General features: G+C 70.0%; 23 protein-coding genes. 12 read left to right on the top strand and 11 right to left on the bottom strand.

The features are described 5' to 3' along the window. Nucleotides 1-161: 161 nt before the first annotated feature. Genes ACFY0T_RS04865 through ACFY0T_RS04845 form a run of 5 tightly spaced genes read right to left on the bottom strand, consistent with a single transcriptional unit; the run spans nucleotide 162 to nucleotide 6853 of the window. Complete coding sequence (locus ACFY0T_RS04865; protein ID WP_388864582.1) at nucleotides 162-1097, bottom strand: dihydrodipicolinate synthase family protein; 936 nt, start codon at nucleotides 1095-1097, stop codon at nucleotides 162-164. Beyond that, a complete protein-coding gene (locus tag ACFY0T_RS04860; RefSeq protein ID WP_388864580.1) occupies nucleotides 1097-2161 on the bottom strand; it encodes an oligopeptide/dipeptide ABC transporter ATP-binding protein in 1065 nt (354 codons plus the stop codon). Before ACFY0T_RS04860 ends, ACFY0T_RS04865 begins: the two co-directional genes overlap by 1 nt. A gap of 41 nt (nucleotides 2162-2202) precedes the next feature. Continuing rightward, nucleotides 2203-4221, bottom strand: a complete 2019-nt coding sequence (locus ACFY0T_RS04855) for a dipeptide/oligopeptide/nickel ABC transporter permease/ATP-binding protein (protein WP_388864578.1) — start codon at nucleotides 4219-4221, stop codon at nucleotides 2203-2205. Between the two features lie 25 nt (nucleotides 4222-4246). Continuing rightward, the gene (locus ACFY0T_RS04850) at nucleotides 4247-5206 is read right to left on the bottom strand and encodes an ABC transporter permease (RefSeq protein WP_388864576.1); all 960 of its coding nucleotides are present in this window, start codon (nucleotides 5204-5206) and stop codon (nucleotides 4247-4249) included. 18 nt (nucleotides 5207-5224) lie between these two features. Further along, a complete protein-coding gene (locus ACFY0T_RS04845) occupies nucleotides 5225-6853 on the bottom strand; it encodes an ABC transporter substrate-binding protein (RefSeq protein WP_388864575.1) in 1629 nt (542 codons plus the stop codon). A gap of 248 nt (nucleotides 6854-7101) precedes the next feature. Here ACFY0T_RS04845 and ACFY0T_RS04840 point away from each other — a divergent pair, with 248 nt between their 5' ends. The 3 genes from ACFY0T_RS04840 (at nucleotide 7102) to ACFY0T_RS04830 (ending at nucleotide 8818) form a co-directional block, all read left to right on the top strand. Next, nucleotides 7102-7842 (top strand): FadR/GntR family transcriptional regulator, encoded by a 741-nt coding sequence (locus ACFY0T_RS04840; protein ID WP_388864755.1) that lies wholly within the window; start codon nucleotides 7102-7104, stop codon nucleotides 7840-7842. Nucleotides 7843-8029: 187 nt separating this feature from the next. After that, on the top strand, nucleotides 8030-8464 hold the full coding sequence (locus ACFY0T_RS04835; RefSeq protein WP_388864573.1) for a protein-tyrosine phosphatase family protein: 435 nt from the start codon (nucleotides 8030-8032) through the stop codon (nucleotides 8462-8464). 24 nt (nucleotides 8465-8488) lie between these two features. Next, nucleotides 8489-8818 carry a hypothetical protein gene (locus tag ACFY0T_RS04830; RefSeq protein ID WP_388864572.1) on the top strand — a complete coding sequence of 110 codons (330 nt, stop codon included), beginning with the start codon at nucleotides 8489-8491 and terminating at the stop codon, nucleotides 8816-8818. On the opposite strand, the gene ACFY0T_RS04825 is transcribed toward ACFY0T_RS04830, so the two are convergent. From ACFY0T_RS04825 to ACFY0T_RS04815, 3 genes are read right to left on the bottom strand one after another with little or no spacing between them, the layout of a single operon-like run. Then, a complete protein-coding gene (locus tag ACFY0T_RS04825) occupies nucleotides 8815-9336 on the bottom strand; it encodes a tetratricopeptide repeat protein (RefSeq protein WP_388864571.1) in 522 nt (173 codons plus the stop codon). The genes ACFY0T_RS04830 and ACFY0T_RS04825 overlap by 4 nt on opposite strands. Before the next feature lie 42 nt (nucleotides 9337-9378). Beyond that, nucleotides 9379-10212: an ABC transporter permease gene (locus ACFY0T_RS04820; RefSeq protein WP_388864570.1), complete on the bottom strand. Its 834-nt coding sequence runs from the start codon at nucleotides 10210-10212 to the stop codon at nucleotides 9379-9381. Further along, nucleotides 10209-11123: an ABC transporter ATP-binding protein gene (locus ACFY0T_RS04815; RefSeq protein WP_388864569.1), complete on the bottom strand. Its 915-nt coding sequence runs from the start codon at nucleotides 11121-11123 to the stop codon at nucleotides 10209-10211. The genes ACFY0T_RS04820 and ACFY0T_RS04815 overlap by 4 nt, the downstream gene beginning before the upstream one ends. Before the next feature lie 133 nt (nucleotides 11124-11256). Here ACFY0T_RS04815 and ACFY0T_RS04810 point away from each other — a divergent pair, with 133 nt between their 5' ends. From ACFY0T_RS04810 to ACFY0T_RS04790, 5 genes are all read left to right on the top strand, one after another. Continuing rightward, complete coding sequence (locus ACFY0T_RS04810) at nucleotides 11257-12468, top strand: sensor histidine kinase (protein ID WP_388864568.1); 1212 nt, start codon at nucleotides 11257-11259, stop codon at nucleotides 12466-12468. Next, entirely contained in the window at nucleotides 12465-13124 is a 660-nt protein-coding gene (locus ACFY0T_RS04805) for a response regulator (RefSeq protein WP_388864567.1), read from the top strand. The genes ACFY0T_RS04810 and ACFY0T_RS04805 overlap by 4 nt, the downstream gene beginning before the upstream one ends. A 262-nt stretch (nucleotides 13125-13386) precedes the next feature. After that, nucleotides 13387-13767, top strand: coding sequence for a type II toxin-antitoxin system RelE/ParE family toxin (locus ACFY0T_RS04800; protein WP_388864566.1), 381 nt, complete (start codon nucleotides 13387-13389; stop codon nucleotides 13765-13767). Further along, on the top strand, nucleotides 13764-14087 hold the full coding sequence (locus ACFY0T_RS04795; protein ID WP_388864565.1) for a helix-turn-helix domain-containing protein: 324 nt from the start codon (nucleotides 13764-13766) through the stop codon (nucleotides 14085-14087). Before ACFY0T_RS04800 ends, ACFY0T_RS04795 begins: the two co-directional genes overlap by 4 nt. Nucleotides 14088-14466: 379 nt before the next feature. Then, the gene (locus tag ACFY0T_RS04790) at nucleotides 14467-14976 is read left to right on the top strand and encodes a hypothetical protein (RefSeq protein ID WP_388864564.1); all 510 of its coding nucleotides are present in this window, start codon (nucleotides 14467-14469) and stop codon (nucleotides 14974-14976) included. Between the two features lie 50 nt (nucleotides 14977-15026). Here ACFY0T_RS04790 and ACFY0T_RS04785 read toward each other — a convergent pair whose 3' ends face one another. Both ACFY0T_RS04785 and ACFY0T_RS04780 read right to left on the bottom strand, forming a co-directional pair. After that, nucleotides 15027-15299, bottom strand: a complete 273-nt coding sequence (locus tag ACFY0T_RS04785) for a DUF397 domain-containing protein (RefSeq protein WP_388864563.1) — start codon at nucleotides 15297-15299, stop codon at nucleotides 15027-15029. After that, complete coding sequence (locus tag ACFY0T_RS04780; RefSeq protein WP_388864562.1) at nucleotides 15281-16114, bottom strand: helix-turn-helix domain-containing protein; 834 nt, start codon at nucleotides 16112-16114, stop codon at nucleotides 15281-15283. Before ACFY0T_RS04780 ends, ACFY0T_RS04785 begins: the two co-directional genes overlap by 19 nt. Nucleotides 16115-16230: 116 nt before the next feature. On the opposite strand from ACFY0T_RS04780, the gene ACFY0T_RS04775 reads away from it, so the two are divergent. The 4 genes from ACFY0T_RS04775 (at nucleotide 16231) to ACFY0T_RS04760 (ending at nucleotide 19049) form a co-directional block, all read left to right on the top strand. After that, on the top strand, nucleotides 16231-16458 hold the full coding sequence (locus tag ACFY0T_RS04775) for a hypothetical protein (RefSeq protein WP_388864561.1): 228 nt from the start codon (nucleotides 16231-16233) through the stop codon (nucleotides 16456-16458). 292 nt (nucleotides 16459-16750) lie between these two features. Then, the gene (locus ACFY0T_RS04770; protein ID WP_388864560.1) at nucleotides 16751-17365 is read left to right on the top strand and encodes a DUF1266 domain-containing protein; all 615 of its coding nucleotides are present in this window, start codon (nucleotides 16751-16753) and stop codon (nucleotides 17363-17365) included. Between the two features lie 22 nt (nucleotides 17366-17387). Then, nucleotides 17388-18134 (top strand): DNA repair protein RecO, encoded by a 747-nt coding sequence (gene recO, locus ACFY0T_RS04765; RefSeq protein ID WP_388864559.1) that lies wholly within the window; start codon nucleotides 17388-17390, stop codon nucleotides 18132-18134. Between the two features lie 69 nt (nucleotides 18135-18203). After that, nucleotides 18204-19049 (top strand): isoprenyl transferase, encoded by an 846-nt coding sequence (locus ACFY0T_RS04760; protein WP_388864558.1) that lies wholly within the window; start codon nucleotides 18204-18206, stop codon nucleotides 19047-19049. Between the two features lie 39 nt (nucleotides 19050-19088). On the opposite strand, the gene ACFY0T_RS04755 is transcribed toward ACFY0T_RS04760, so the two are convergent. Continuing rightward, nucleotides 19089-21101 carry a flavin monoamine oxidase family protein gene (locus tag ACFY0T_RS04755; RefSeq protein WP_388864557.1) on the bottom strand — a complete coding sequence of 671 codons (2013 nt, stop codon included), beginning with the start codon at nucleotides 21099-21101 and terminating at the stop codon, nucleotides 19089-19091. Nucleotides 21102-21266 lie beyond the last annotated feature (165 nt).

Raw genomic sequence — 21266 nt, 5'->3', positions numbered from 1 at the left:
GGCCCGGTTGGGGGGGCCCCCCCCCCCCCCCCCCCAAACCCCCCCCCCCGGCCCCCCCCCCCCGGCGGGGGGGGGGGCACCCCCGCGACAAGCCCCCACCCACCCGCGGCCGAAAGGCTGGTACGGGACGGGTAGGGGCGGAGGGGGCGAAAAAGCACCCCTTACAGCAGCCCCGCGCTCGCCAGATACTTCCCCACCCGCTCGACCTCCGCCTCCGACAACGGAACCTGCGGCTCAGCCGTCGCCGGACAGTCGATGACCCCCCGCAGATACAGCGCAGCCTTGAAGGCGCCGAGGGCCGATGAGCTGCCGCCCATCCGGGCGGGGTCGCCCACGCCCACCATCTCGAACAGCGCGCACAGGCGCTCCTGTTCGGCCCGCGCCCGCTCCCAGTCGCCCTCGCGGCAGAGGCGGAACAGTCGGACGTATCCGACGGGATCCACATTCGCGAGCCCGGGCACCGCCCCGTCCGCCCCCAGCGCCAGCGCCGAGTCGACGACGACCTCAGATCCGGTGAGGAGGGTGAAGCCGGCGATGTCGGGGTGGGCACGGGCGCCGGTGACGGCGGTGCGGAAGGCGCCGAGGTCGCCGCTGGAGTCCTTGAGGCCGGCCAGGACGCCGTCGGCGGCGAGTTCGAGGATCAGGTCAGGGCTCAGCTTGGTGTGGACGGACACGGGGAGGTCGTAGGCGAAGACCGGCACGGGCGACCGTGTGGAGACCAGGCGGTAGTGGCGGGCGATCTCCGCCGGATGGGTACGGGTGTAGAAGGGCGCGGTCACGACGACCGCGTCCGCTCCGGCCGCGGTCACGTACGCCACGTGGTCCAGAACGCGCGGGGTCGTCATGTCGATCGCGCCGGCCAGGACCGGGAGGTGGCCGGCGACATGGCCGGCCACCGTCTTCACCACCAGCCGGCGCTGCGCGTCCGTCAGATACGCCGCCTCCGACGTCGAGCCGAGGACGAACAGGCCGTGCACCCCGCCGTCCACCAGATGGTCCACGAGCCTGATGAGCGAGGGGACGTCCACCTCGCGTTCCGGTGTCAGGGGGGTGCAGACGGGCGGTACGACACCGGTCAGCGGGGCGGAGATCGACATCAAGGCTCCCTGATGTGGTGCTGGAACGGGACGTCGGCCATGGCGGTGGCCGGGGCGGCGGACTCTGCCTGCGCGACCAGCGCGCGCGTGGACTGGCCCTCCTCCACAGGATGGTGGCACCGGTAGCGGTGATCCGGCGTCGACGCGGCCGTGAAGTCCGGCATTGAGGACGCGCACGCGTCATCCGCCTTCCAGCAGCGGGTGCGGAACGGGCAGCCGCTCGGCGGGCGGGTCGCCGACGGGACCGGGCCCACCAGGGGGATCGGGTCGATGGGGTCGAGGAGGCCGGGGGTCGCCGAGAAGAGGGCACGCGTGTACGGGTGCCGGGAGCGGTCGGTGACCTCGTCGGCCGGGGACTCCTCCACGATCCGGCCGAGGTACATGGTGATCACCCGGTCGCTCATCCGTCGTACCGTCTGGATGTCGTGCGAGACGAACACCAGGGCCAGGCCGAGGCGTTCCTTCAGGTCGAGGAGGAGGTTCAGGATCTGGGCGCGGACCGACACGTCCAGCGCGCTCGTCGGCTCGTCGGCCACCACCAGGTCCGGGTCGAGGGCGAGTGCCCGGGCGATGGCCACGCGTTGGCGCTGGCCGCCCGAGAGCTGGCCGGGCAGGGCGTCCGCGAGGGCGCGGGGCAGGCCGACCAGCGACATCAACTCCCGGACGCGGTCGGCCCGTTCGGCGGGGGTGCCGCGCCGGTGCACGTCCAGCGGGTCGCGCAGGATCTGGCGGATCGTCAGGCGGCGGTTCAGAGCCGTCGACGGGTCCTGGAAGATCATGCCGGTGCTGCTGCCGATGGCCGTGCGTCGTTCGGCCGGTTTCATGGACCAGACGTCCTGGCCGCGGAAGGCCACCGTGCCGGACGTCGGCCGCTGCACCCCCACCAAGACCTTCGCCAGCGTCGACTTGCCGCAGCCGGACTCGCCGACGACGCCGACCGTCTCACCGGGTGCGATGGCGAGGTCGGCGCCGGTGAGGGCGTACACCCGGTCGCGGGCGAGCAGACCGCCGGTGCGGGCCTTGTGGACGACATGCGTGTCGGACAGCGCCACCAGTGGGGTCACGTGAGGGCCTCGGCTTTCCCGGACCGCGGGTTCCGGCGCGTTCACTTGACGGCCCCCTCGCTTCCATTGGGATCGGCCAGCGCGACGGCGCCCCCGCTGTCCCGCTCCATGGTTCCCAGGTCGGCGGCCGGGTGGTGGCAGGCCGCGGTGTGCGCATGGGTCCCCACCAGATCCGGCGCCGTCGTACGGCACACCTCGCTCGCCATCGGGCAGCGGTCGGCGAACCGGCAGCCGGCCGGGAAGTCCGCGGGGGAGGGGACGACGCCCTTGATCTGGGTCATCCGCTCGGCCGCCGACTCCAGCGAGAGCACGCTGCCCAGCAGCCCGCGCGTGTAGTGGTGGGCCGGGGACTCCACCAGGTCGGCGGTCACCCCGGTCTCGACGATCTGGCCGCCGTACATGACGACCACCCGGTCGGTGACCGCCGAGACCAGCGCCAGGTCGTGCGAGACGAGGATCAGCGCGAAGTCCAGCTCCGCGCGCAGCCGCAGCAGCAGCTCTATGACCTGCGCCTGCACCGTCACGTCGAGGGCCGTGGTCGGTTCGTCGGCGACGATCAGCTTGGGGCTGCGGGAGAGGGCCATGGCGATCAGGACGCGCTGGCGCTGGCCGCCGGAGAGCTCGTGGGGGTAGCTGCGCAGGGTGCGGTCGGGGTCGAGGCCGACCAGCTCCAGCAGCTCGGCGGGGGAGCGCTTTCCACCCCTGCGTACGACCTGTTTCAGCTGCGCCCTGATCGTCATCGCCGGGTTCAGGGACGACAGCGCGTCCTGGTAGATCATCGCCATCTCGTGGCCCAGCAGCCGGCGTCGTACGCGCATCGGCTCGCCGATCAACTGCCGCTGGTTGAACCGGACATGGCCCCGGACCCGGGCCCCCTTCGGCTCCAGGCCCATCACCGTGAGCGCCGTCAGCGACTTGCCGCAGCCGGACTCGCCGACCAGGCCGAGGACCTCGCCCGGCAGCACCTCGAAGCTGATGCCGTCGACGATGTCCACGCCCCCGTGGCGGGCGTCGAAGCCGATGGCCAGGTTCTCGACGGCGAGGACCGGCTGGCCGGTGGGCAGCGGGCGGGCCCGTGAGCGCAGGCGCGCGGCCGCCTCGGTGAGGCCCGGCAGTTCCAGGAACTTGCCGCTGCCCGGTTCGGGGGCCTCCAGCCGGTCCTCCGCCGCGGGCGCGGACACGTCCCTTGCCGCCGGTGCCGCCCACGCGTCCGAGACGCCCTCGGAGAGGATGTTCAGCGACAGGACGGTGATCAGCATCAGCAGGCCCGGGAAGACCGTGGCCCACCAGCCGCCCGTCAGCACCATGTTCTTGCCGTCCGCGATGACGCTGCCCCAGGACGGGTCCGGGGGCCGTACGCCCGCGCCGATGAAGGACAGCGAGGCCTCGAAGACGATGGCCTCCGCGACCTGCACGGTGCAGAACACCAGCACGGGGGCGGCGCAGTTGATGGCCACGTGCTTGAGGACGATGTGGGGAGTGCGGGCGCCGATGACGTGCTCGGCGGTGACGTAGTCCTCGCCGTACTGGTCGAGCACGTTCGCCCGTACGACCCTGGCCACCGGCGGGGTGAACAGGAACGCGATCGCGCAGATCAGCACGGTGATGCCGCCGCCGAAGACGGCCACCAGGACCGCCGCCAGCGCGATGCCGGGGAACGCCATGACCACGTCCAGGCAGCGCATCAGCGTCTCGTCGACCGCCTTGCGGGAGGTCGCCGCGACCGCGCCGAGGAGCGCTCCCACCACGAGGGCGAGCGCGGTGGCGCCCAGGCCGATCGCGAGCGACCAGCGGGCGCCGTACATCAGCCGGCTGAGGATGTCCCGGCCCAGGCTGTCCTGCCCCATCCAGTGGTCGGCGGACGGGTGGCCGGTGCCGTCGATCTGCCCCTGCTGGTCGAGCGGGTCGTGCGGGGCGAGCAGCGGGGCGAGGAGCGCCACCAGCACGACCACGGCCAGGAAGCAGACCGCGACCTTCGACAGCAGCGGCAGCCGACGCCAGCCGCGCAGCCGGACGCCGGGCCGGGAGAGGGCCTCCGCGAGGCCTTTGCGCGTGAACATCAGGCCGCATCCCTCGGTAGTGACATCAGGCCGCATCCCTCAGTCGCGGGTTGACCAGCAGGTAGAGAACGTCGATGACGAGGTTGACGACGACGAACCCGGTTGCCGTCGTCAGTACGACCCCCTGGACGACGGCGGGGTCGCCGTTCTTGACCGCGTCGATCATCAGCTTGCCCATCCCCGGCAGCGAGAAGATCGTCTCGATGACGACGGCGCCACCGAGCAGGTAGCCCACGCGCAGGCCCAGCACGGTCAGCGGATTGATGAGCGCGTTGCGCAGCACGTTCCGCCCGACCACCACCCGCGGCGGCAGACCGCTCCCGATCGCCGTCCGCACGTAGTCCTTGTCCAGCTCCTCGACCACGGAGGTCCGCACGATCCGGGTGAGCTGCGCGGCGACCGGGAGGGAGAGCGCGAGCGCGGGCAGGGCCATGGTCTTCAGCCAGCCGCTGAGCGAGTCGGCCGGGTTGATGTAGCCGCCGGTCGGGAACCACCCCTGGTCGACGGCCAGATACTGGATCATCAGCAGCGCCAGCCAGAAACCCGGCGCCGCGACCCCCGTGAGCGAGACGACCCGGATGATCTGGTCGGGCAGCCGGTCGCGGTAGATCGCGGCGGTGACCCCGCCGAGCAGCGCGAGCACCACCGCGATGCCGAGCCCCAGGAAGGTGAGCTGGAGCGTGAGCGGCAGCGCGGTGGTCACCTGGTCCAGGACCGACCCCCGGGTCAGCGCGCTGGTGCCCATGTCGCCGTGGAGCAGGTCCCCCACGAAATGGAAGTAGCGGACCGGCAGCGGGTCGAGCAGCCCGTTCTGCTCCCGGAAGTCGTGCAGCTGCTGCGGGGTCGGATTGGCGCCCTGGAAGAACGCGGATGCCGGATCGACGTCGGAGAACCGCATCACGAGGAACACGAACAGGACGATCCCGAGCATCAGCGGCACGAGCAGCGCGACGCGGCGCAGCAGAATCCTGGCGATGGCGACCACGTACGAACTCCCTGTTGCCTAGACCCACTTGGCTTGCAGCAGGTTGATCCCCGGATACGGCTGTGCCCTTATCCCCGCGAGCTTCTTCGGGTCCCACGCGGTCATCAGCTCGTTGTGCACGACCGGGTAGAGCACGGCCTGTTCGGCGACGATGTCGATGTAGTCCTGGATCATCGTCTTCTTCTTGTCGGCGTCGGGCTCCTGCGTCGCCTGGTCCATGTCCTTGAAGAGCTTCTTGGCCACGGAGTTGTCGGCCCAGCGGGCGTACTGCATCCACAGGTTCTGGGGCCCGTAGTTGTAATGCATGATCAGATCGGCGTCGAGGCCGAACTGATTGGGATTGGATGCGGCCGCGACGACCTGGTAGTCCTGCTTCTGGTCCATCTTGGTGAAGACGGCCGTGGTCTCCTGCGGCGAGAGCGTGGTCTCGACGCCGATCGCGTCCCAGGACGCCTTGATGGTCGGCAGACAGTCCACGATCCAACTGACGTTCACCGCAAGGATGTTGATCTTCAGGCCGCTGACTCCGGCCTCCTTCAGGAGCGCCTTCGCCTTCTCGGGGTCGTAGTCGTAGACGGTCTTCGCGGGCCGGTAGCAGGGGTTGCCCTCGTTGAGGAACGAACTCGACGGCTTCCCGTGCCCCTTGAGCGCGACCTCGACCATCTTGCCGGTGTCGATGGCGTAGTGCAGCGCCTGCCGGACCCGTACGTCGTCGAAGGGCTTGTGCCGGGTGTTGAACATGAGGAAGAGGTTGTTCATACCCGCGCCGCCCTGGACGGTCATGCCGCCCTTCTTGAGCTGTTCGATGTTGGCGTACGGGATGTTGTCGGCGATCTGCGCGCCGGCGCTGGCCCCGGAGATCTTGGCGACGCGGGGCGCGGCATCCACTATGGTCAGCCAGTTCATCTTCTTGAACGCGGCCTTGCGCGGCCCGTTGTAGTCGGCGAACGCCTCGAAGGTGGTGTTCGACTTGGGGTGGTGCGCGGTCTGCCGGTACGGCCCCGAGCCGACCGCCTTGCCCTTGATCGCGTCGTCCCAGGCGCCCGGCTGGGAGAAGATGTGCTTCGGCATGATCTTCGCGAGCGTGAGCCGAGAAATCCCGTCCGGGAAGGGGAACTTGAGGACCAGCTCGACGTTCTGCGCGTCGATCTTCCTGACCTCCTTCAGCCAGCTGGCGAAGAAGCCCTTGGCGAGGGTCGCCGTCTTCGGGTCGAGGATCCGCTCGAAGACGAACACCACGTCGTCGGCGGTGACCGGCTTCCCGTCGTGGAACTTGGCGCCCGCCCTCAGCGTGAACTTCCAGGACGTGCCGCTGAGGTCGGACGGCACCTCGGTGGCGAGCGCGGCGTAGGGCTCGCGGGAGATCGGGTCGGTGTCGAGCAGGCCCTCGTAGATATGGTTGTTGGCGGCCATGCAGAAGGCGGACGCGGTCTGTGTCGGATCCCAGCTGCCGTCGTTCCCGTAGCCGATGACGGCCGTCAGCGTGGCGTTCTTGCCGCCGCCTCCGCCGCCGGTGTCATTCGTGGACTCAGGCCCGGACGAGCAGGCGGCCAGCGACGAGGAGAGGGCGGCGGCCGCGCCGAGAGCGCCGGTGTACTTCAGGAACGCCCGGCGGTGCAGCGCCGGAGTGTGGGTCACGTCGCGCACGGTTCCTCCAGCAAGGAGTGGTCCAGTGAGTGAGCGGTACGGGCTGGGCGAGTGGGGGGAGATACGACGTCCTACGTCATGGGGAGCAGCGTGACCATAAAAGGGGACGTAGAGGGGGTCAAGGGATCGCACACGAATGGCGTATCTTCCAGAGGTGCGACCAATGACGGTGTGAAACAGGGGTAGTTGGCGGCAGTTGGCGTTTAATCAGTCCGGAGGTGGGACGTCGGATGTCCAGCGAGCGTACGATGCGGCGCATGTCTGAGGAGACCGGGAACCGGCGTCGGCCCGAGCGCCGGGTGAGCAGCCAGATCCAGTCCGAGGTCATGCAACTGATCCTCGACCGCAAGCTCCCGGCGGGTGCGCCGTTGCCCACCGAGACCGAGCTGATGACCGACCTCGGCGTGAGCCGCAACTCCGTCCGCGAGGCCCTCAAGGCCCTGCAGGCGCTCGACATAGTCGAGATCAGACATGGCTACGGCACATACGTCGGCCAGGCCTCGCTGACCCCGCTCGTCGACGGCCTCACCTTCCGCACGCTCGCCCAACTGGATGACGAGACGGGTGCGCTGGCGGAGATACTGCAGGTCCGCGAGGTGCTGGAGGAGGGGCTGATCCGCCGGGTCGCGGCGACGCTCTCCGAGGCGGAGCTCGACCGCCTCGAATCCGTCGTGGCCCAGATGGAGGCGGCGGGCCGCGAGGGGCGGCCCTTCCCCGAACTCGACCGCGAATTCCACGAGTTGCTGTACGCCTCCCTCGGCAACGCCCTCGTGCCGCAGCTTCTCGGCGCCTTCTGGACCGTCTTCCGCCGGGTCGCCGGCGTCCGCGGCTGGACCGACGACCCGGCACCCGAGGTGACCGTTCGCCGCCATCGCGACATCGTCACCGCGCTGCGCGCCCGCGACGTCGAGGGCGCGCAGCGTGCGATGGCGGACCACTTCCGAGGCATCGAGGCGAGGGCTGCGCAGGCTTCGCGGGGGGTGAGCTGAGCGGGGTCGGCCCTACGGGGTTTTCGCCCCCTCCGCCCCTGCCCGTCCCGTACCAGCCTGTCGGCTGCGGGTGGGTGGGGGCTGGTCGCGCAGTTCCCCGCGCCCCTTCAGGGGCGCGGGGAACTGCGCAGTCTTTTAGGGAGTCTGGGGGCGGAGCCCCCAGGGACGGGACGCCTACCCTGGCCCCGTGACCGAGACCTGGAACCCGAACGGCGGCGGCGTCCTCCGCCTGCCTTCCGGCCGACTGGTACGCGGTCGCGCCCTGCGCCGACCACTCCCACCCGAGGGCCCGACACCGACGTACGCCGTGTACCTGCTAGGCAAGCAGCCCCCCGAAGTCCCCTGGGAGTCCCACTGGTTGCGCTGGCCGGACTTCCGCCTGCCCGCGAACCGCACCGAGGCCAAGACGGTACTCACCGAGGCCTGGAACCGGGCCAACACCGACCGCGTGGAGATCGCCTGCGGCGGCGGCCGTGGCCGCACCGGCACGGCCCTGGCCTGCCTGGCCGTCCTCGACGGAGTCCCACCGCAGCAGGCGGTGGCCTACGTACGCCGCCACTACGACCGCCACGCGGTGGAGACCCCGTGGCAGCGCGGGTACGTACGCCGCTTCGGCGACTGACAGACCCACAGACTCGCCGACGAAGTGTCCGACCCGGAAACCGAGTCGGACGAGATGCGCGGCTGGATCTGGCGCCCCCACCTCCGCTCTTTCCTGACGCTCGTGGCCGGGTACAACGGCGCCCGCTTCGATGAGACGGACTGGGACGCCGTCCTCCTCGGCCTCGGACCCACCGATGACGAGAACCCGCACGCCTGGTACTCCTGCCCCCTGACCGGCGCCGGTCACTCCCTGCACGTCCGCCTCGCGAACGCGCTCGGCGGCAACGAGGTGTCCGTCGCCATCACCGGCGCCACCTCCGCCGACCTGCGCCTCAGAATCGACACACTCATGGACGCGTTCGCCGGCGACTAGTCGGCCCGCGGCTCGCCCTCCACGGCGTCGAGATCCTCCGCGTAGTGCTCGATCGCGCGCCGGTAGCCCTGAATCCGGGGATCGGCGCTGGTGGCGGCGAGGACCTTCAGCAGGGTGCCCACGGCCTCACGCCCCTCCCCGACGTTGTACAGGGCCATGGCCAGGAAGGACCGCAGAGCCGGGTCCCCGGGAAAATCCTCCAGGCCTCGGCGCAGGCAGTGCACCGCCTCGTCGTATCGGCCCAGGATGCGGTAGGTGCTGCCGAGTCCCAGGAAGGCGCCGTGGCGGTCCTCCGCCGCCAACCCCGCTGTGGCCAGGGCGCGTTCGTAGAACGGGACGGCTTCCTTCTCCAGGCCGAGGACGTCGTGGGCCCAGGCCGTCTGGTAGGCGACCTCGGCGTCCGTCGGGTGGCGGTCGGCGAGGGGCAGCAGCAGCTCGCGGGCCTCGGCCGGCTCGCCCCGCTCGCGCATGCGGATCGCCCGCGCCAGGGTCGTATCCCGGTCTTGATCGTCGCTCATGCGGCAGCACGCTGGCACAGCGCCGGCCCACCCACAAGCGGGTCACACGTCCCGGCGGTCCACCGCCAGCACCGCGACGACCGCCGCGACCGCCGCCCACGCGGCGAACGTGATCCAGGCGCCGGTGACCGTCGCCTGGTAGCGGGGGACCAGGGTGAAGGGGTCGTGGCCGTAGGCGATGTCGGTCAGGCGGGTCCAGGCGTTGACGGGCTGGGCGTGCTTGACGGCGGCCGTCCACCGGTAGCGGTCGGTGATGAAGATGGGGATCAGGAGGAGTACGGCGGTGGTGGCGACCATCGTGGTCGCGCTGTGCCGGATCAGGGCACCCAGCGCCATACCCGCCAGCGCGCAGACCGGGGCGAGCAGCGCGGAGGCCGCTACGACACGGAGGGCGCCGGGGTGGGAGAGCGGGACACCGACGTCACGCGTGCCGAGGATCGCCTGGGTCGAGGCGAAGGAGGCACCCGCGACGAGCACGCCGTAGACCGTCATGACGGCGGCCACCAGGGTCACCTTCGCCGCCATCAGGGCACGGCGGTCGGGAACGGCCGCGAACGTCGTACGGACCAGGCCCGTCGAGTACTCGCCCACGATCGTGATCGCGCCGATGCTCGCCACCGCGAGGATAAGGATCATGGCGGAGCCGTCGGTGAAGGCATCACGGAGGGCCAACTGCCAGACATGTGCACGCATCGGACCGCTGAAGCGGGGGAAGTCGCTCGCGTCCACCCGTGCCGCGTTCGCGTTGAAGCCGATGACCGCGAGGGCGCCGGCGCTGAGCGCCCAGTACGTCGAGCGCAGGGACCGGAGCTTGATCCACTCGGCGGCGAGGAGATCCACGAACCGGGGAGCGGGCAGCGTGAGGGTGGTCGTCATCGGGCGTCTCCGGCGAGGAATTCGGCGCTGTCGGCGGTCAGTTCCATGAAGGCCGCTTCCAAGGAGGCGGCCTGCGGGGTCAGTTCTTCGAGCAGGATGTGGTGCTGGAAGGCGAGTTCACCGATGCGTGCCGCGCTGAGGGCCGTCACCTTGAGGGTCCGGTCGTCGTACGGCGCCACCGCCGCTCCCTCGGCGGACAGCACGGCAGCGAGCCGGTCGGAGTCCGGCGTACGAACCGTTACGGTGAGCCGGGTGCCGCGCCCCGCGAACTCCGCCACGCTCTCCGCGGCGATCAGCTCACCCCGCCCGATGACGATCAACTGATCGGCGGTGTTCTCCATCTCGGACATCAGATGGCTGGAGACGAAGACCGTACGGCCCTCGGAGGCGAGCCGCCGAAACAGGCCCCGCACCCACAACACACCTTCCGGATCAAGGCCGTTGAGTGGTTCGTCGAACATCAGCACCGGTGGGTCGCCGAGCAACGCATTGGCGATGCCGAGGCGTTGCTTCATACCGAGGGAGAACCCGTCGACGCGGCGCCGGGCCGCCGCGCCCGTCAGCCCCACCTCCGCCAACACCTCGTCCACGCGGCCGGCCGGGATCCGGTTGCTGCGGGCCAGAGCCGACAGATGAGCCCGCGCGCTGCGTCCGCCGTGTACATCGCCCGCGTCGAGGAGCGCGCCGACGTGGCGCAGTCCGCGTGGATGCTCCCGGAAGGGGCGGCCGTCGACGGTGGCGGTTCCGCCGGTCGGGGCGATCAGGCCGAGGAGCATGCGCAGGGTCGTCGTCTTGCCCGCACCGTTCGGGCCGAGGAACCCGGTGACGTGCCCCGGGCGCACCTGGAACGTCAGCTGCCGTACGGCGGTGGTGTCGCCGTAGCGTTTTGTCAGTTCATTGACTTCGATCACAGGGAACACCGTCTCGCCGGGGGCGGGCCCGGGGCATCGGCCCGGCGCGGACACTCTTCACCGGCGGGTGTCGACCCGGGTCGTACATCCGCGGGCCGATGCCGTGCGGAGGGCGCGCGCCTACGATCGGCGCATGCATGTCACGCCGCCGCTTCCCCTGCTCAAGCGCGTGCCGCCGGGTGCCTGGGTGGCCCTGACCTGGTGTGCGAGCACGGTCTTCACGTTCCTGGCGCGCGTACGGCTCCCCGGCGAGGTGACACCGGACGAGCAGACCGCGGTCCAGTTCTACCGGTGGGACGGCCTGGTCATCCTCGCGCTGGCCACCGCGCTGGCACTGGCGGGCAGCCGCCTGCTGCCGCGCCGGCCGCTGACCGCCCTCGCCCTGCTGCTGGCGGCCGCCGGCTTCGCGACGATGAACCTGGCTGTGGGGGCGATCCAGCTGCCCCAGTTCCTCGCGGTCGACGTCGCCCTCTACTTCATCGCGGCCGCCCGCCCGCGGCGTACGGGCGTCACCGCCGTCTCCATGGCGCTCGGCCTCCTGGTGGCCTGGCTGACCGTACGGCTGCTGTCCGGCTGGGGCATCGGCGTGTCGGCCGAACTCGCCGTCGCGCTGACGGCCGTCGTGGCCTGGCTGCTCGGCGACGCCTCCCACCGCACCCGCGCGTATGCCGAGAAGCTGCGCCTGCAGGCCGCCACCCAGGCCGTCACCGACGAACGCCTGCGCATCGCCCGCGAGATGCACGACATGGTCGCCCACAGCATCGGCATCATCGCCCTCCAGGCGGGCGCGGCGGCCCGCGTCGTGCACACCCAGCCGGACGCCGCGCGCGAGGCGATGACGGCGGTGGAGACGGCGGGCCGGGAGACCCTCGCCGGGCTGCGCCGCATGCTGGTCGCGCTACGACAGGCGGACCAGGGCCGGGCCCCCGACTCCTCGCCCCTGCGCCCCGCCGAGGGGCTCGCCGATCTCGACCGGCTGGCCGCCGCGACGACGGCCGCGGGCGTACGCGTGGACGTCCACTGGGAGGGCGAGCGCCGTCAACTCCCCTCGGACATCGACCTGTCGGCCTTCCGGATCATCCAGGAGTCGATCACCAACGTCGTACGGCACGCGGGCACGACCGCCTGCCAGGTGACCGTCGACTACCGGGACGAGGAAGTCGCCGTCGACGTCACGGACGACGGCCGCGGCCGGGGGAGCGGCACCGACACGGGCTTCGGCCTCGTCGGCATGCGCGAGCGAGTGGCCCTGCTGCACGGCGAGTTCACGGCCGGGCCGCGCCCCGAGGGCGGCTTCCGCGTGACGGCCCGCCTCCCGGTTCCGGTGCGGGTGGGAGCGCGATGACGATCCGCGTGGTCCTCGCCGACGACCAGCAACTCATCCGTACGGCGCTGCGGATGGTCATCGCCGACATCGAGGACGTCGAGGTGGTGGGGGAGGCCGCGGGCGGCGAGGAGGCGGTGGCCCTCGCGGAGGAACTGACCCCCGACGTCGTCGTGATGGACATCCGCATGCCCGGCATGGACGGCATAGAAGCCACCCGCCGAATCACGACCGGCCCCGGCGACTCGCGCATCGTCGTCCTCACCACCTTCGACGACGACGATTACGTGTACGGGGCGCTGCACGCGGGCGCGTCCGGCTTCCTGGTCAAGGACATGGCGCTGGACGACATCATCGGCGCGGTTCGCGTCGTGGCGGCCGGCGACGCCCTGATAGCCCCCGGCGTCACCCGCCGACTGATCCAGGACTTCACCGCCGCCCGCCCCGAACAGGCCCGCGCACGCCGCGATCTGAAGGGCATCACGGAACGCGAACGCGAGGTCCTGACCCTGGTCGGTACGGGCCTGTCCAACACGGAGATAGCGGAGCGGCTCTTCATCAGCGTCGCCACGGCCAAGACGTACCTCACCCGCCTGCTGTCGAAGCTGGACGCGAGGGACCGGGTGCAACTGGTGATCATCGCTTATGAGGCGGGGCTGGTGTCCGCGAGCCGGTGAGGCCGGTGCGGGTCAGTTCTGGCGGCGCCGGATCCACCAGAAGCCGGCCCCGGCGAGGCGCGCGGGGCAAGGCCGAGATAGATGCCCGTCTCGGCCCAGTGGACGATCATCCCGACGGTCACGCTGAGAGCGGGTTGGCTATGTGCGGCCGGGGGTCGTTGCCGGAGGGCGGGTGTCCCGTACGGGTGAAGATCCAGGGTTGGGGCTTGTTGCTCCCACCTTGAAGGGTTTAGTGAATGCTAAACTCGCGAAAGGATTGAAGGTGGAAGAGCAGTGGGACATCTACCTGACCGCCGATGTGGATCAGTGGCTGCACGACTTGGAGAAGGCCGATCCGGACTCGTACACGCTCGTCAACCAGGCGATCTGGATCCTCGCCTGCCACGGCCCCGCCGAGGGGCGTCCTCTCGTCGACCGGATCAAAGGCTCGACCTTGCACAATCTCAAGGAGTTGCGTCCCGGTTCGGCGGGTCGGAGCGAGGTGCGCGTCTTATTCGTTTTCGACCCGTGGCGCTCCGCGATCCTGTTGGTGGCCGGCGACAAGGCCGGGAACTGGAGTGCCTGGTACGACGAGGCGATTCCACTGGCTGAGGCCCGGTACGCGGAGTACGTGGCTGATCGGAAGAAGGAGTCGGGGAAGTGAGCGAATACGTCAGGTGGTCGGCCAGTGGGCACCGCGAGAGGGCGGAGGAGCTTGCGGGCGGTCGGGACGCGTTTCTGGAGGGCGCTCAGCGCATGCTCGCCGAGGCTCGGGCCTGGCGGCTGGTCGACATGCGCCAGGAGCGCGGGTTCACCCAGGCGCAGGTGGCCGAGCGCATGGGCGTGACCAAGGGGCGGGTCTCGCAGATCGAGAGTGGTCAGGTTTCCGGTACGGATGTCGTGGCGCGGTATGTCGAGGCGTTGGGCGGCAGCCTGGTATTGGTCGCGGTCTTTGGCGACGGGGAGTTGCGAAAGGTCGGTTGACCGGGGGTCTAGGGGATGGCCGGGTCACCTCGATGACCGGCGGCAGCTGGTCCCCCTCATGCAGCAGCCCCAGCCGCACTTGGCGGACCAACTGTGGCGGGCGGTTGTTGCCGCTCCTGTGAAGTGGGAGGGCGGGCGTCAGCTCTGCGGAGTCGAGGGACGAATCGATTCTTCATGATCTATTTCGTAGATTTCGGTGAAAGTCACCCAACGTCAGACCGGCACCGGCAATATGAGCTGACCTCCCGCCGAACTCCCCATCCGAGGCCGCTCCATGACCACCCCGCAGTCCCCGACGAACCCCGACTCGAGGCCCCAGCCCCAGCCGGCCCCAGCCCCTGCCACAAGCCCATCGGAGTCCCGCCGCACCGCGCTCACCGTGGCCTTCATCGGCGCCGCGGCCACGATCGTGGCAGCCCTGATCGGATTGTTCGTGCTGTTGGGCGGGGATTCAGACGCCCCCGACCCCGGTCCGTCCCCCAGTGGTTCGTCGCCCGCGCCCAGCGCTCCCTCAAGCGACCCCACGGTCGTCGGCCTGCCGGAGCAGTTCATCGGGCACTGGCAGGGCAACGCCGAAGAGCTCAACATCGCCCAGACGGATCACTACCGCGTGACTCTGGAGCTGAACCAGGGTGCCAAGGGGGAAGACGTCGGTCGCATTCACTACGAGATGGGACCGTCCGACTGCTACGGCGTCGTCACTTTGACCACGGTCGACACCAGTAAGCAAGTGACACTCGGCGAGACCATCCAGTCCGGCAACTGCGTCAAGAACGGCCGAATCACCCTCACCCTGAGGCCGGGCAACACCCTGGACTTCGTCTACAAGGCGACCAAGCACGACGGCACCGAACAGTCCGTAGACGCCAGCCTGCAGAAAATCGACTGACCGACGCCCCAGCGGGCGGTCCCACGCTCACTTGGAAACCGGCGGCAGGGTCACTTCGTAACGGCGCCGACGAACTCCGTCCAGGCGAGGGGGCTGACCATCAGCACGGGTCCGTCCGGGACCTTGCTGTCGCGCACGGGGACGACGCCGGGGACTCCATCGGCTACCTCGACGCAGCTGCCGCCGTTGTCATCGCTGTACGTGCTCTTGCGCCACTGGGCGGCGCCGATGAAGTCGTACGCGACCTCGACGCACTCGCCGCCGTTGTCGTCGCTGTAGCTGCTCTTGCGCCACCGAGCGAGGCTCAGGTCGTACTCGCGCATCGTCTGTGGTCCTCCGCCGCCGATTCGATCAGGGCCAGGGACGCCTCCGGCGACAGTGCGGCGGCCCTGAGCAGATCGTATGCCTCTTGCACCCGCTTAACCAGGGCCGGATCGTCCAGCAGGTTCCCCGAATACACCGCCTCTGTATAGGCAGTTGGCGGGGCGTCCTCGAACTCCATGAGCTGCACCATGCGGCCCATGAGCGGGTACGCCCCCACCGAGTACGGCAACACCTGCACCAGCACCTTGCGCTGTCGCATCAGGCCCGCGATGTGGTCGAGCTGTTCGGCCATCTCGGCCGCGCCGCCGACCGGGATCTTCAGCACGTGCTCATGCAGGATCGACCAATACACGGGCCTTGTAGCGTCGTCCAGGATGCGCGCCCGTTCCCTGCGGGCCGCCACCTTCTCTTCGACGTACTCGTCAGTGACGAACGGGTTGCCCGCCACCATCACGGTGCGGGTATACGCCGCCGTCTGCAACAACCCCGGCACCAGCGTAGGCGCGAACTCCGCAATCTTCGTCGCCGTCCGCTCCAGCTCGACAACCTCCGCGAAGTAATCCGCGTACCGCTTGTCATCGATCAGCTTTCGCCATGTTCGCTCGAAAAAGCCCCCGGTTTGTAGGAGTTCGTCGATCCTGCGGGCCACATCCAACTGCGGTTTCCGAATGGCCTGTTCGAACTGGCCGATGTAGCCCCCGGAGACGAAAACGCGTGCCCCCAACTCCACCTGGGTGAAACCGGCCTCCTCCCGGCGCCGTTTCAGCTCCGTACCGAAGAACTCCCACGCTGCCAGCCGCGAACCGTTGGCCACAGGCCAACCCCCTTACGCTGCGCCGCACTTGTAGAGGACAGACTCCTGCCGAGTGTAGATGCGGAGCGTCACGATGGAGATGCAAAGCGTGAAACTCAAAAAGACAGGGGAGCACCGTGAAGGAAGAACACGCACCACTCGGGGGACGACACTCGGCGCACTGCGTCGAAGAGGCGGAGGAAACCGTGAAGGAATTGCGGACTGCGCTCGCCCACGCCGGAATTATGTTGCCGTCGCTGCGGATCGACCCGGCGACTCTGGCGCGCGAGGCACCCTGTCCGCTGGTCGAATTGGGCGGCTGTTCCGTCGCGGTCGCGGCCCGGCTCGCGGCGGCCCTGCGGTGACGCCGCCGAAGCAGCCGAAGCCTCCGATCGGCTCGTACGCCGTCGACACTCGCACAGGGAAGGTGGGCATGGTCATGGGGCACGAGGGCCCGTACGTACAGCTGAGACCGCTCGGCGGTGGCAAGGAGTGGGACTGCGAACCGGACGCCGTCCGGCGAGCCACCGCGGCGGAACGACTCAGCGCGGCGACGGCGTATGCGAATGCGCGCAGTCGGGGAGAGGTCCCTTGAAGGGGGAAGCACGGTGATCCCCTGCGGGACGCGGTGACAGGGGTGACATAGGGTGCGGCGCCATGGCGATATGGAACCGTCGCAAGCCGAAGGCGGCGAGCAAGTACCCCGTTCCCCTCACCACGCACCAGCTGTGGATGGTGTCGCTCAGCGCGCCCGTGAGCCGGGACCGGGACGCGTCGCGGACGACCCTGTACCCGTTCACCCGCATCGATGACGACAAGGCCCGACGGTGGCTGGCCGACCAGTGGGAGATCACCTCGCGTGACGAACTGGTCGGCCGGCTCGACGGCCTCGCACGGACCGGTTACCGCGCCCGCGCACGGCTGAGGCTCGGCGTCGAACCGCTGGCGTGGGACGCGGGCCTGTACGTGGACATCTCCCGCAGGGGCTTCGCGTGCGGAATGCTGAGCGAGGCCGAGGCGTGGACCGCGCTCAAGAACATCGTGCCGGCGGTGGTGCGGTCGTACGCGTCCTGGAACGAGTACGCCGAGCACTACCTGCTGGGCCGGATGGTCTGGCGGGACAACCTCCAGGGCACCCCGGACGCGGGCTTCCCCGCCCCGCAGGCCGCCTCCGACGCGCACCTGAAGTCCCTCCTGGACCCGGCGAACAAGGCCAGCCCCTGGAACCTGGCTCCCTGGGATGCGATCAGCCACCCCGACCACGCGCGCTGACTCCGTACGCGAGAATGGCCCCATGAGCCTGTTCCGCGACGACGGCATCGTGCTGCGCACCCAGAAGCTGGGTGAGGCGGACCGGATCATCACGCTGCTCACCCGCGGTCACGGCCGCGTACGCGCCGTGGCCCGTGGCGTCCGGCGGACGAAGTCGAAGTTCGGGGCGCGGCTCGAACCCTTCTCGCACGTGGACGTGCAGTTCTTCGCGCGGGGGAGCGAACTGGTCGGGCGCGGGCTGCCGCTGTGCACGCAGAGCGAGACGATCGCTCCGTACGGTGGCGGGATCGTCACCGACTACGCGCGGTACACCGCCGGGACGGCCATGCTGGAGACCGCCGAGCGGTTCACCGATCACGAGGGGGAGCCCGCCGTGCAGCAGTATCTGCTGCTGGTCGGCGGGCTCCGCACCCTCGCCCGCGGTGAGCACGAACCGCACCTCGTCCTCGACGCCTTCCTGCTGCGCTCCCTCGCCGTGAACGGCTACGCGCCCAGCTTCAGCGACTGCGCGAAGTGCGGGATGCCGGGACCGAATCGGTTCTTCTCGGTCGCGGCGGGAGGTTCCGTCTGCGTCGACTGCCGGGTGCCCGGCAGCGTCGTACCCTCGGCGCAGGCCCTCGAACTCCTCGGCGCGCTGCTCACGGGAGACTGGGAGACCGCGGAGGCGTGCGAGCCGCGGTACGTCCGGGAGGGCAGCGGGCTGGTGTCGGCCTATCTGCACTGGCATCTGGAGCGCGGGCTGCGCTCCCTTCGGTACGTAGAGAAATAGACGTACACGAGCAAGCAAGTACCAGCAAGCAAGCACCACAACTGCAAGCAAGAGGGAGACGAGAAGCACATGGTCGTACGCGGGATCCTGGGACGCCAGCGCCGCGAGTACAGGACGCCGGAACCGCACCCGTCCGGTGCCCGCGCGCCGAAGCTCCCCGGTGAGCTGATCCCGAACCATGTGGCGATCGTCATGGACGGGAACGGACGCTGGGCCAAGGAACGTGGGCTGCCGCGTACCGAGGGGCACAAAGTCGGTGCCGAGCGCGTGCTCGACGTGCTGCAGGGCGCGATCGAGATGGGGGTCGGTGCCATCTCGCTGTACGCCTTCTCCACCGAGAACTGGAAGCGCTCGCCCGACGAGGTGCGCTTCCTGATGAACTTCAACCGCGACTTCATCCGCAAGACCCGCGACCAGCTCGACGAACTCGGCATCCGGGTCCGCTGGGTGGGCCGGATGCCCAAGCTGTGGAAGTCGGTGGCCAAGGAGCTCCAGATCGCCCAGGAGCAGACCAAGGACAACGACCGGCTGACGCTGTACTTCTGCATGAACTACGGCGGCCGTGCCGAGATCGCCGACGCCGCGCTGGCCCTGGCGGAGGACGTGAAGGCGGGCCGGCTCGACCCGTCGAAGGTCACCGAGAAGACCTTCGCGAAGTACCTCTACTACCCGGACATGCCGGACGTGGACCTGTTCCTGCGGCCCAGCGGCGAGCAGCGCACCTCCAACTACCTGCTCTGGCAGAGCGCCTACGCCGAGATGGTCTTCCAGAACGTGCTGTGGCCGGACTTCGACCGCCGTGACCTGTGGCGCGCCTGCGTCGAGTACGCCTCCCGCGACCGCCGCTTCGGCGGCGCCGTCCCGAACGAGGAGCTGCTCGCGATGGAGGCGGCCATGAAGGGCAACGAGGCGTGATCGGCGGGTCGGGGGCAGCGCGCCCCCGACCCGCTCGGCTCACCCCTGATGCACCTCCAACGCCGCCCGCACCCCCGACTCCACGGCCCCCTCGATCCATGACGGCTTGACCGACGTGTGGTCACCGGCGAACCGCAGCGGACCCTCCGGCGCACGGATCGCCGCGAGGAGTTCCGTGTGCTGGCCGGGGAGGAGGACGGACGCCTCGCCGTACGCGTACGGGTCGCGCAGCCAGCTCTGGGTGCGGCCGGCCCCGGTGTAGAAGACCTCGACGCGCTGCCCGTACACCTGCTGCAGCCCCCGCAGCGCGTGCGGGTAACGGGCGTCCTCGTCGAGGGAGTCCCAGCGGGAGGCGTCGTCGGCCCAGCTGTAGGAGGCGAGGACGACGCCGCCCTCGCTGCCGGAGACCGGGTGCGAGGGGTTGATCATGAACCGGTTGGAGTTGTCGGAGACCGAGCCCCCGCCGATGATGTGCGCCGCCTCGGGCTGGTCGCGGGTCGCCCAGCGGTTGGCCGCGTAGTGGGCGCGCTGCGCCGGGCTGATGTGGCCGCGCGGCACGGACGGGTGCGCGCCCAGGAGACTCCCGTCGGCGGGCGCCTTTCCGGCCCGGTACTCCTCGTACAGGCCGGGGCGCACCGCCTCCAGCTCCCGCTTCCAGTCGGACTCGGTGAACTCCCACCAGCGGCGGCTGAATTCGAGCAGCACCTTGGTCGCGCTGTCGTAGTGCAGCTCGGCGACGGCCCGGCGCTTGCCGTACGACATCAGCGGGCTGACCTGGACCTGCCGCAGCCCGGAGAACGGTACGGTGACGATCGCGAGGTCGCCGGTGAACTGCTCGCGCATCACCTTGCCGTCGCGCCCCTCGGACACCGTGTCGATCCACACGTGCGGGCCGCCGGCGTGCACGTGCGAGGTGTCGTCGGTGCCGTGCCGGTCCGGGTCCCAGTACTCGATGTGGGTCGCGCGCCGGTCCAGGCGCAGTACGTCGCGCACCTTGTCCAGCAGCGCGTCCGGGAGCGTCGCGGTGCCGCCCACCAGCTCCCAGAACTTGGTGTCCGGGCTGATCAGCGACTGGCTGATGAAGCTGTGCACGAAGGACAGCGGCAGCCGTGAGGTGAGGTTCTCCAGGGTGCCGACGAGGTCGAGGGTGCGCTCGTCGAAGCCGGCCTCCTCGGTCAGGAACCGGTACATCGACCAGTCGCCGTACTTCTGGATCACCCGGGCCCAGCCGCGGACCCGCTCGGACAGCGGTTTGTCGACCCGCTTGCCGTCCGCTCCCTCCGTACTGAACTCGTTGCGTACGGGGTCCAGGGCCCGGCGCAGGATCGTCGAGGAGGGGGTGTCCCAGTGCTTGCGGGGCACGCCGAAGGACCGGTTGATCCGGCGCGGATTCTTCGCGTAGTCCGAGCGGCGCACCCGTACGCCGTTCACATGCAGCCAGGCGTGGTTGACCGGTTTGCCCTCGGCGTCGACGTCCACGAGATGGAGGCGGCGCCGCTTGACCCCGAGACCGTCGATCAGGCTCATCACCAGGGGGTGGCTGCCGGGGATCCGCATGGCCCCGGCCTCCGCGTACTGGCGGGGGTCGGCGAACGGCTGCGCCGCCCGCTCGTGGCCGCCGGTGCGGAACGTCTTGATCCGGCCGCCGACGCGGTTGCCGTTGGCCTCGATCAGCGTGACGTGATGTCCGGCCCGCTTCAGCAGCCAGGCGGCCACGAGACCGGCCGGGCCCGCGCCGACCACCAGGACCTTCTTGGCGCCCTTGCCGCGGGCTCGGGGTAAGCCGGAGCCGAGGATCTTCTCGTAGCCGGGCACGAGCGGCTTGTCGTCGCCGTCGACGACGAGGAGGGCGCGGGCGACCGCGAGGCAGGTCTTCCAGTCGGCGGTGGATCGGGGCGGGCAGGGTGCGGCGGGTGCGATCGCGGGCGCGGCGGTGGCGTCGGTGGCGGTCAGACCGAGTGCCGCGGCGGCCGTGGCCGTGCCCGCCGCGGTCGTGAACTGCCGCCGGGAGAAAGGGTGGTGGTGCGTCGCTGACGTACGGAGATCATCCATACGTCCTGGATAAGGCGCGGCGACCTGTGCCCGATAGGCCGATCAACGGTGATCACCTGATCGTGTAGGCGTGCCGGGTCGTGGCCGCCGTGCCGACGAGCGCCGGAGCGGCCGCCGCGCTCCGGCACGCAACCCATGGGCGTGTGCCGGAGGTTTGAAGCACCT

The sequence above is a fragment of the Streptomyces sp. NPDC001530 genome (assembly GCF_042894545.1).
Lineage (GTDB): Bacteria > Actinomycetota > Actinomycetes > Streptomycetales > Streptomycetaceae > Streptomyces.
This window is presented reverse-complemented; position numbering and strand designations above follow the sequence as displayed.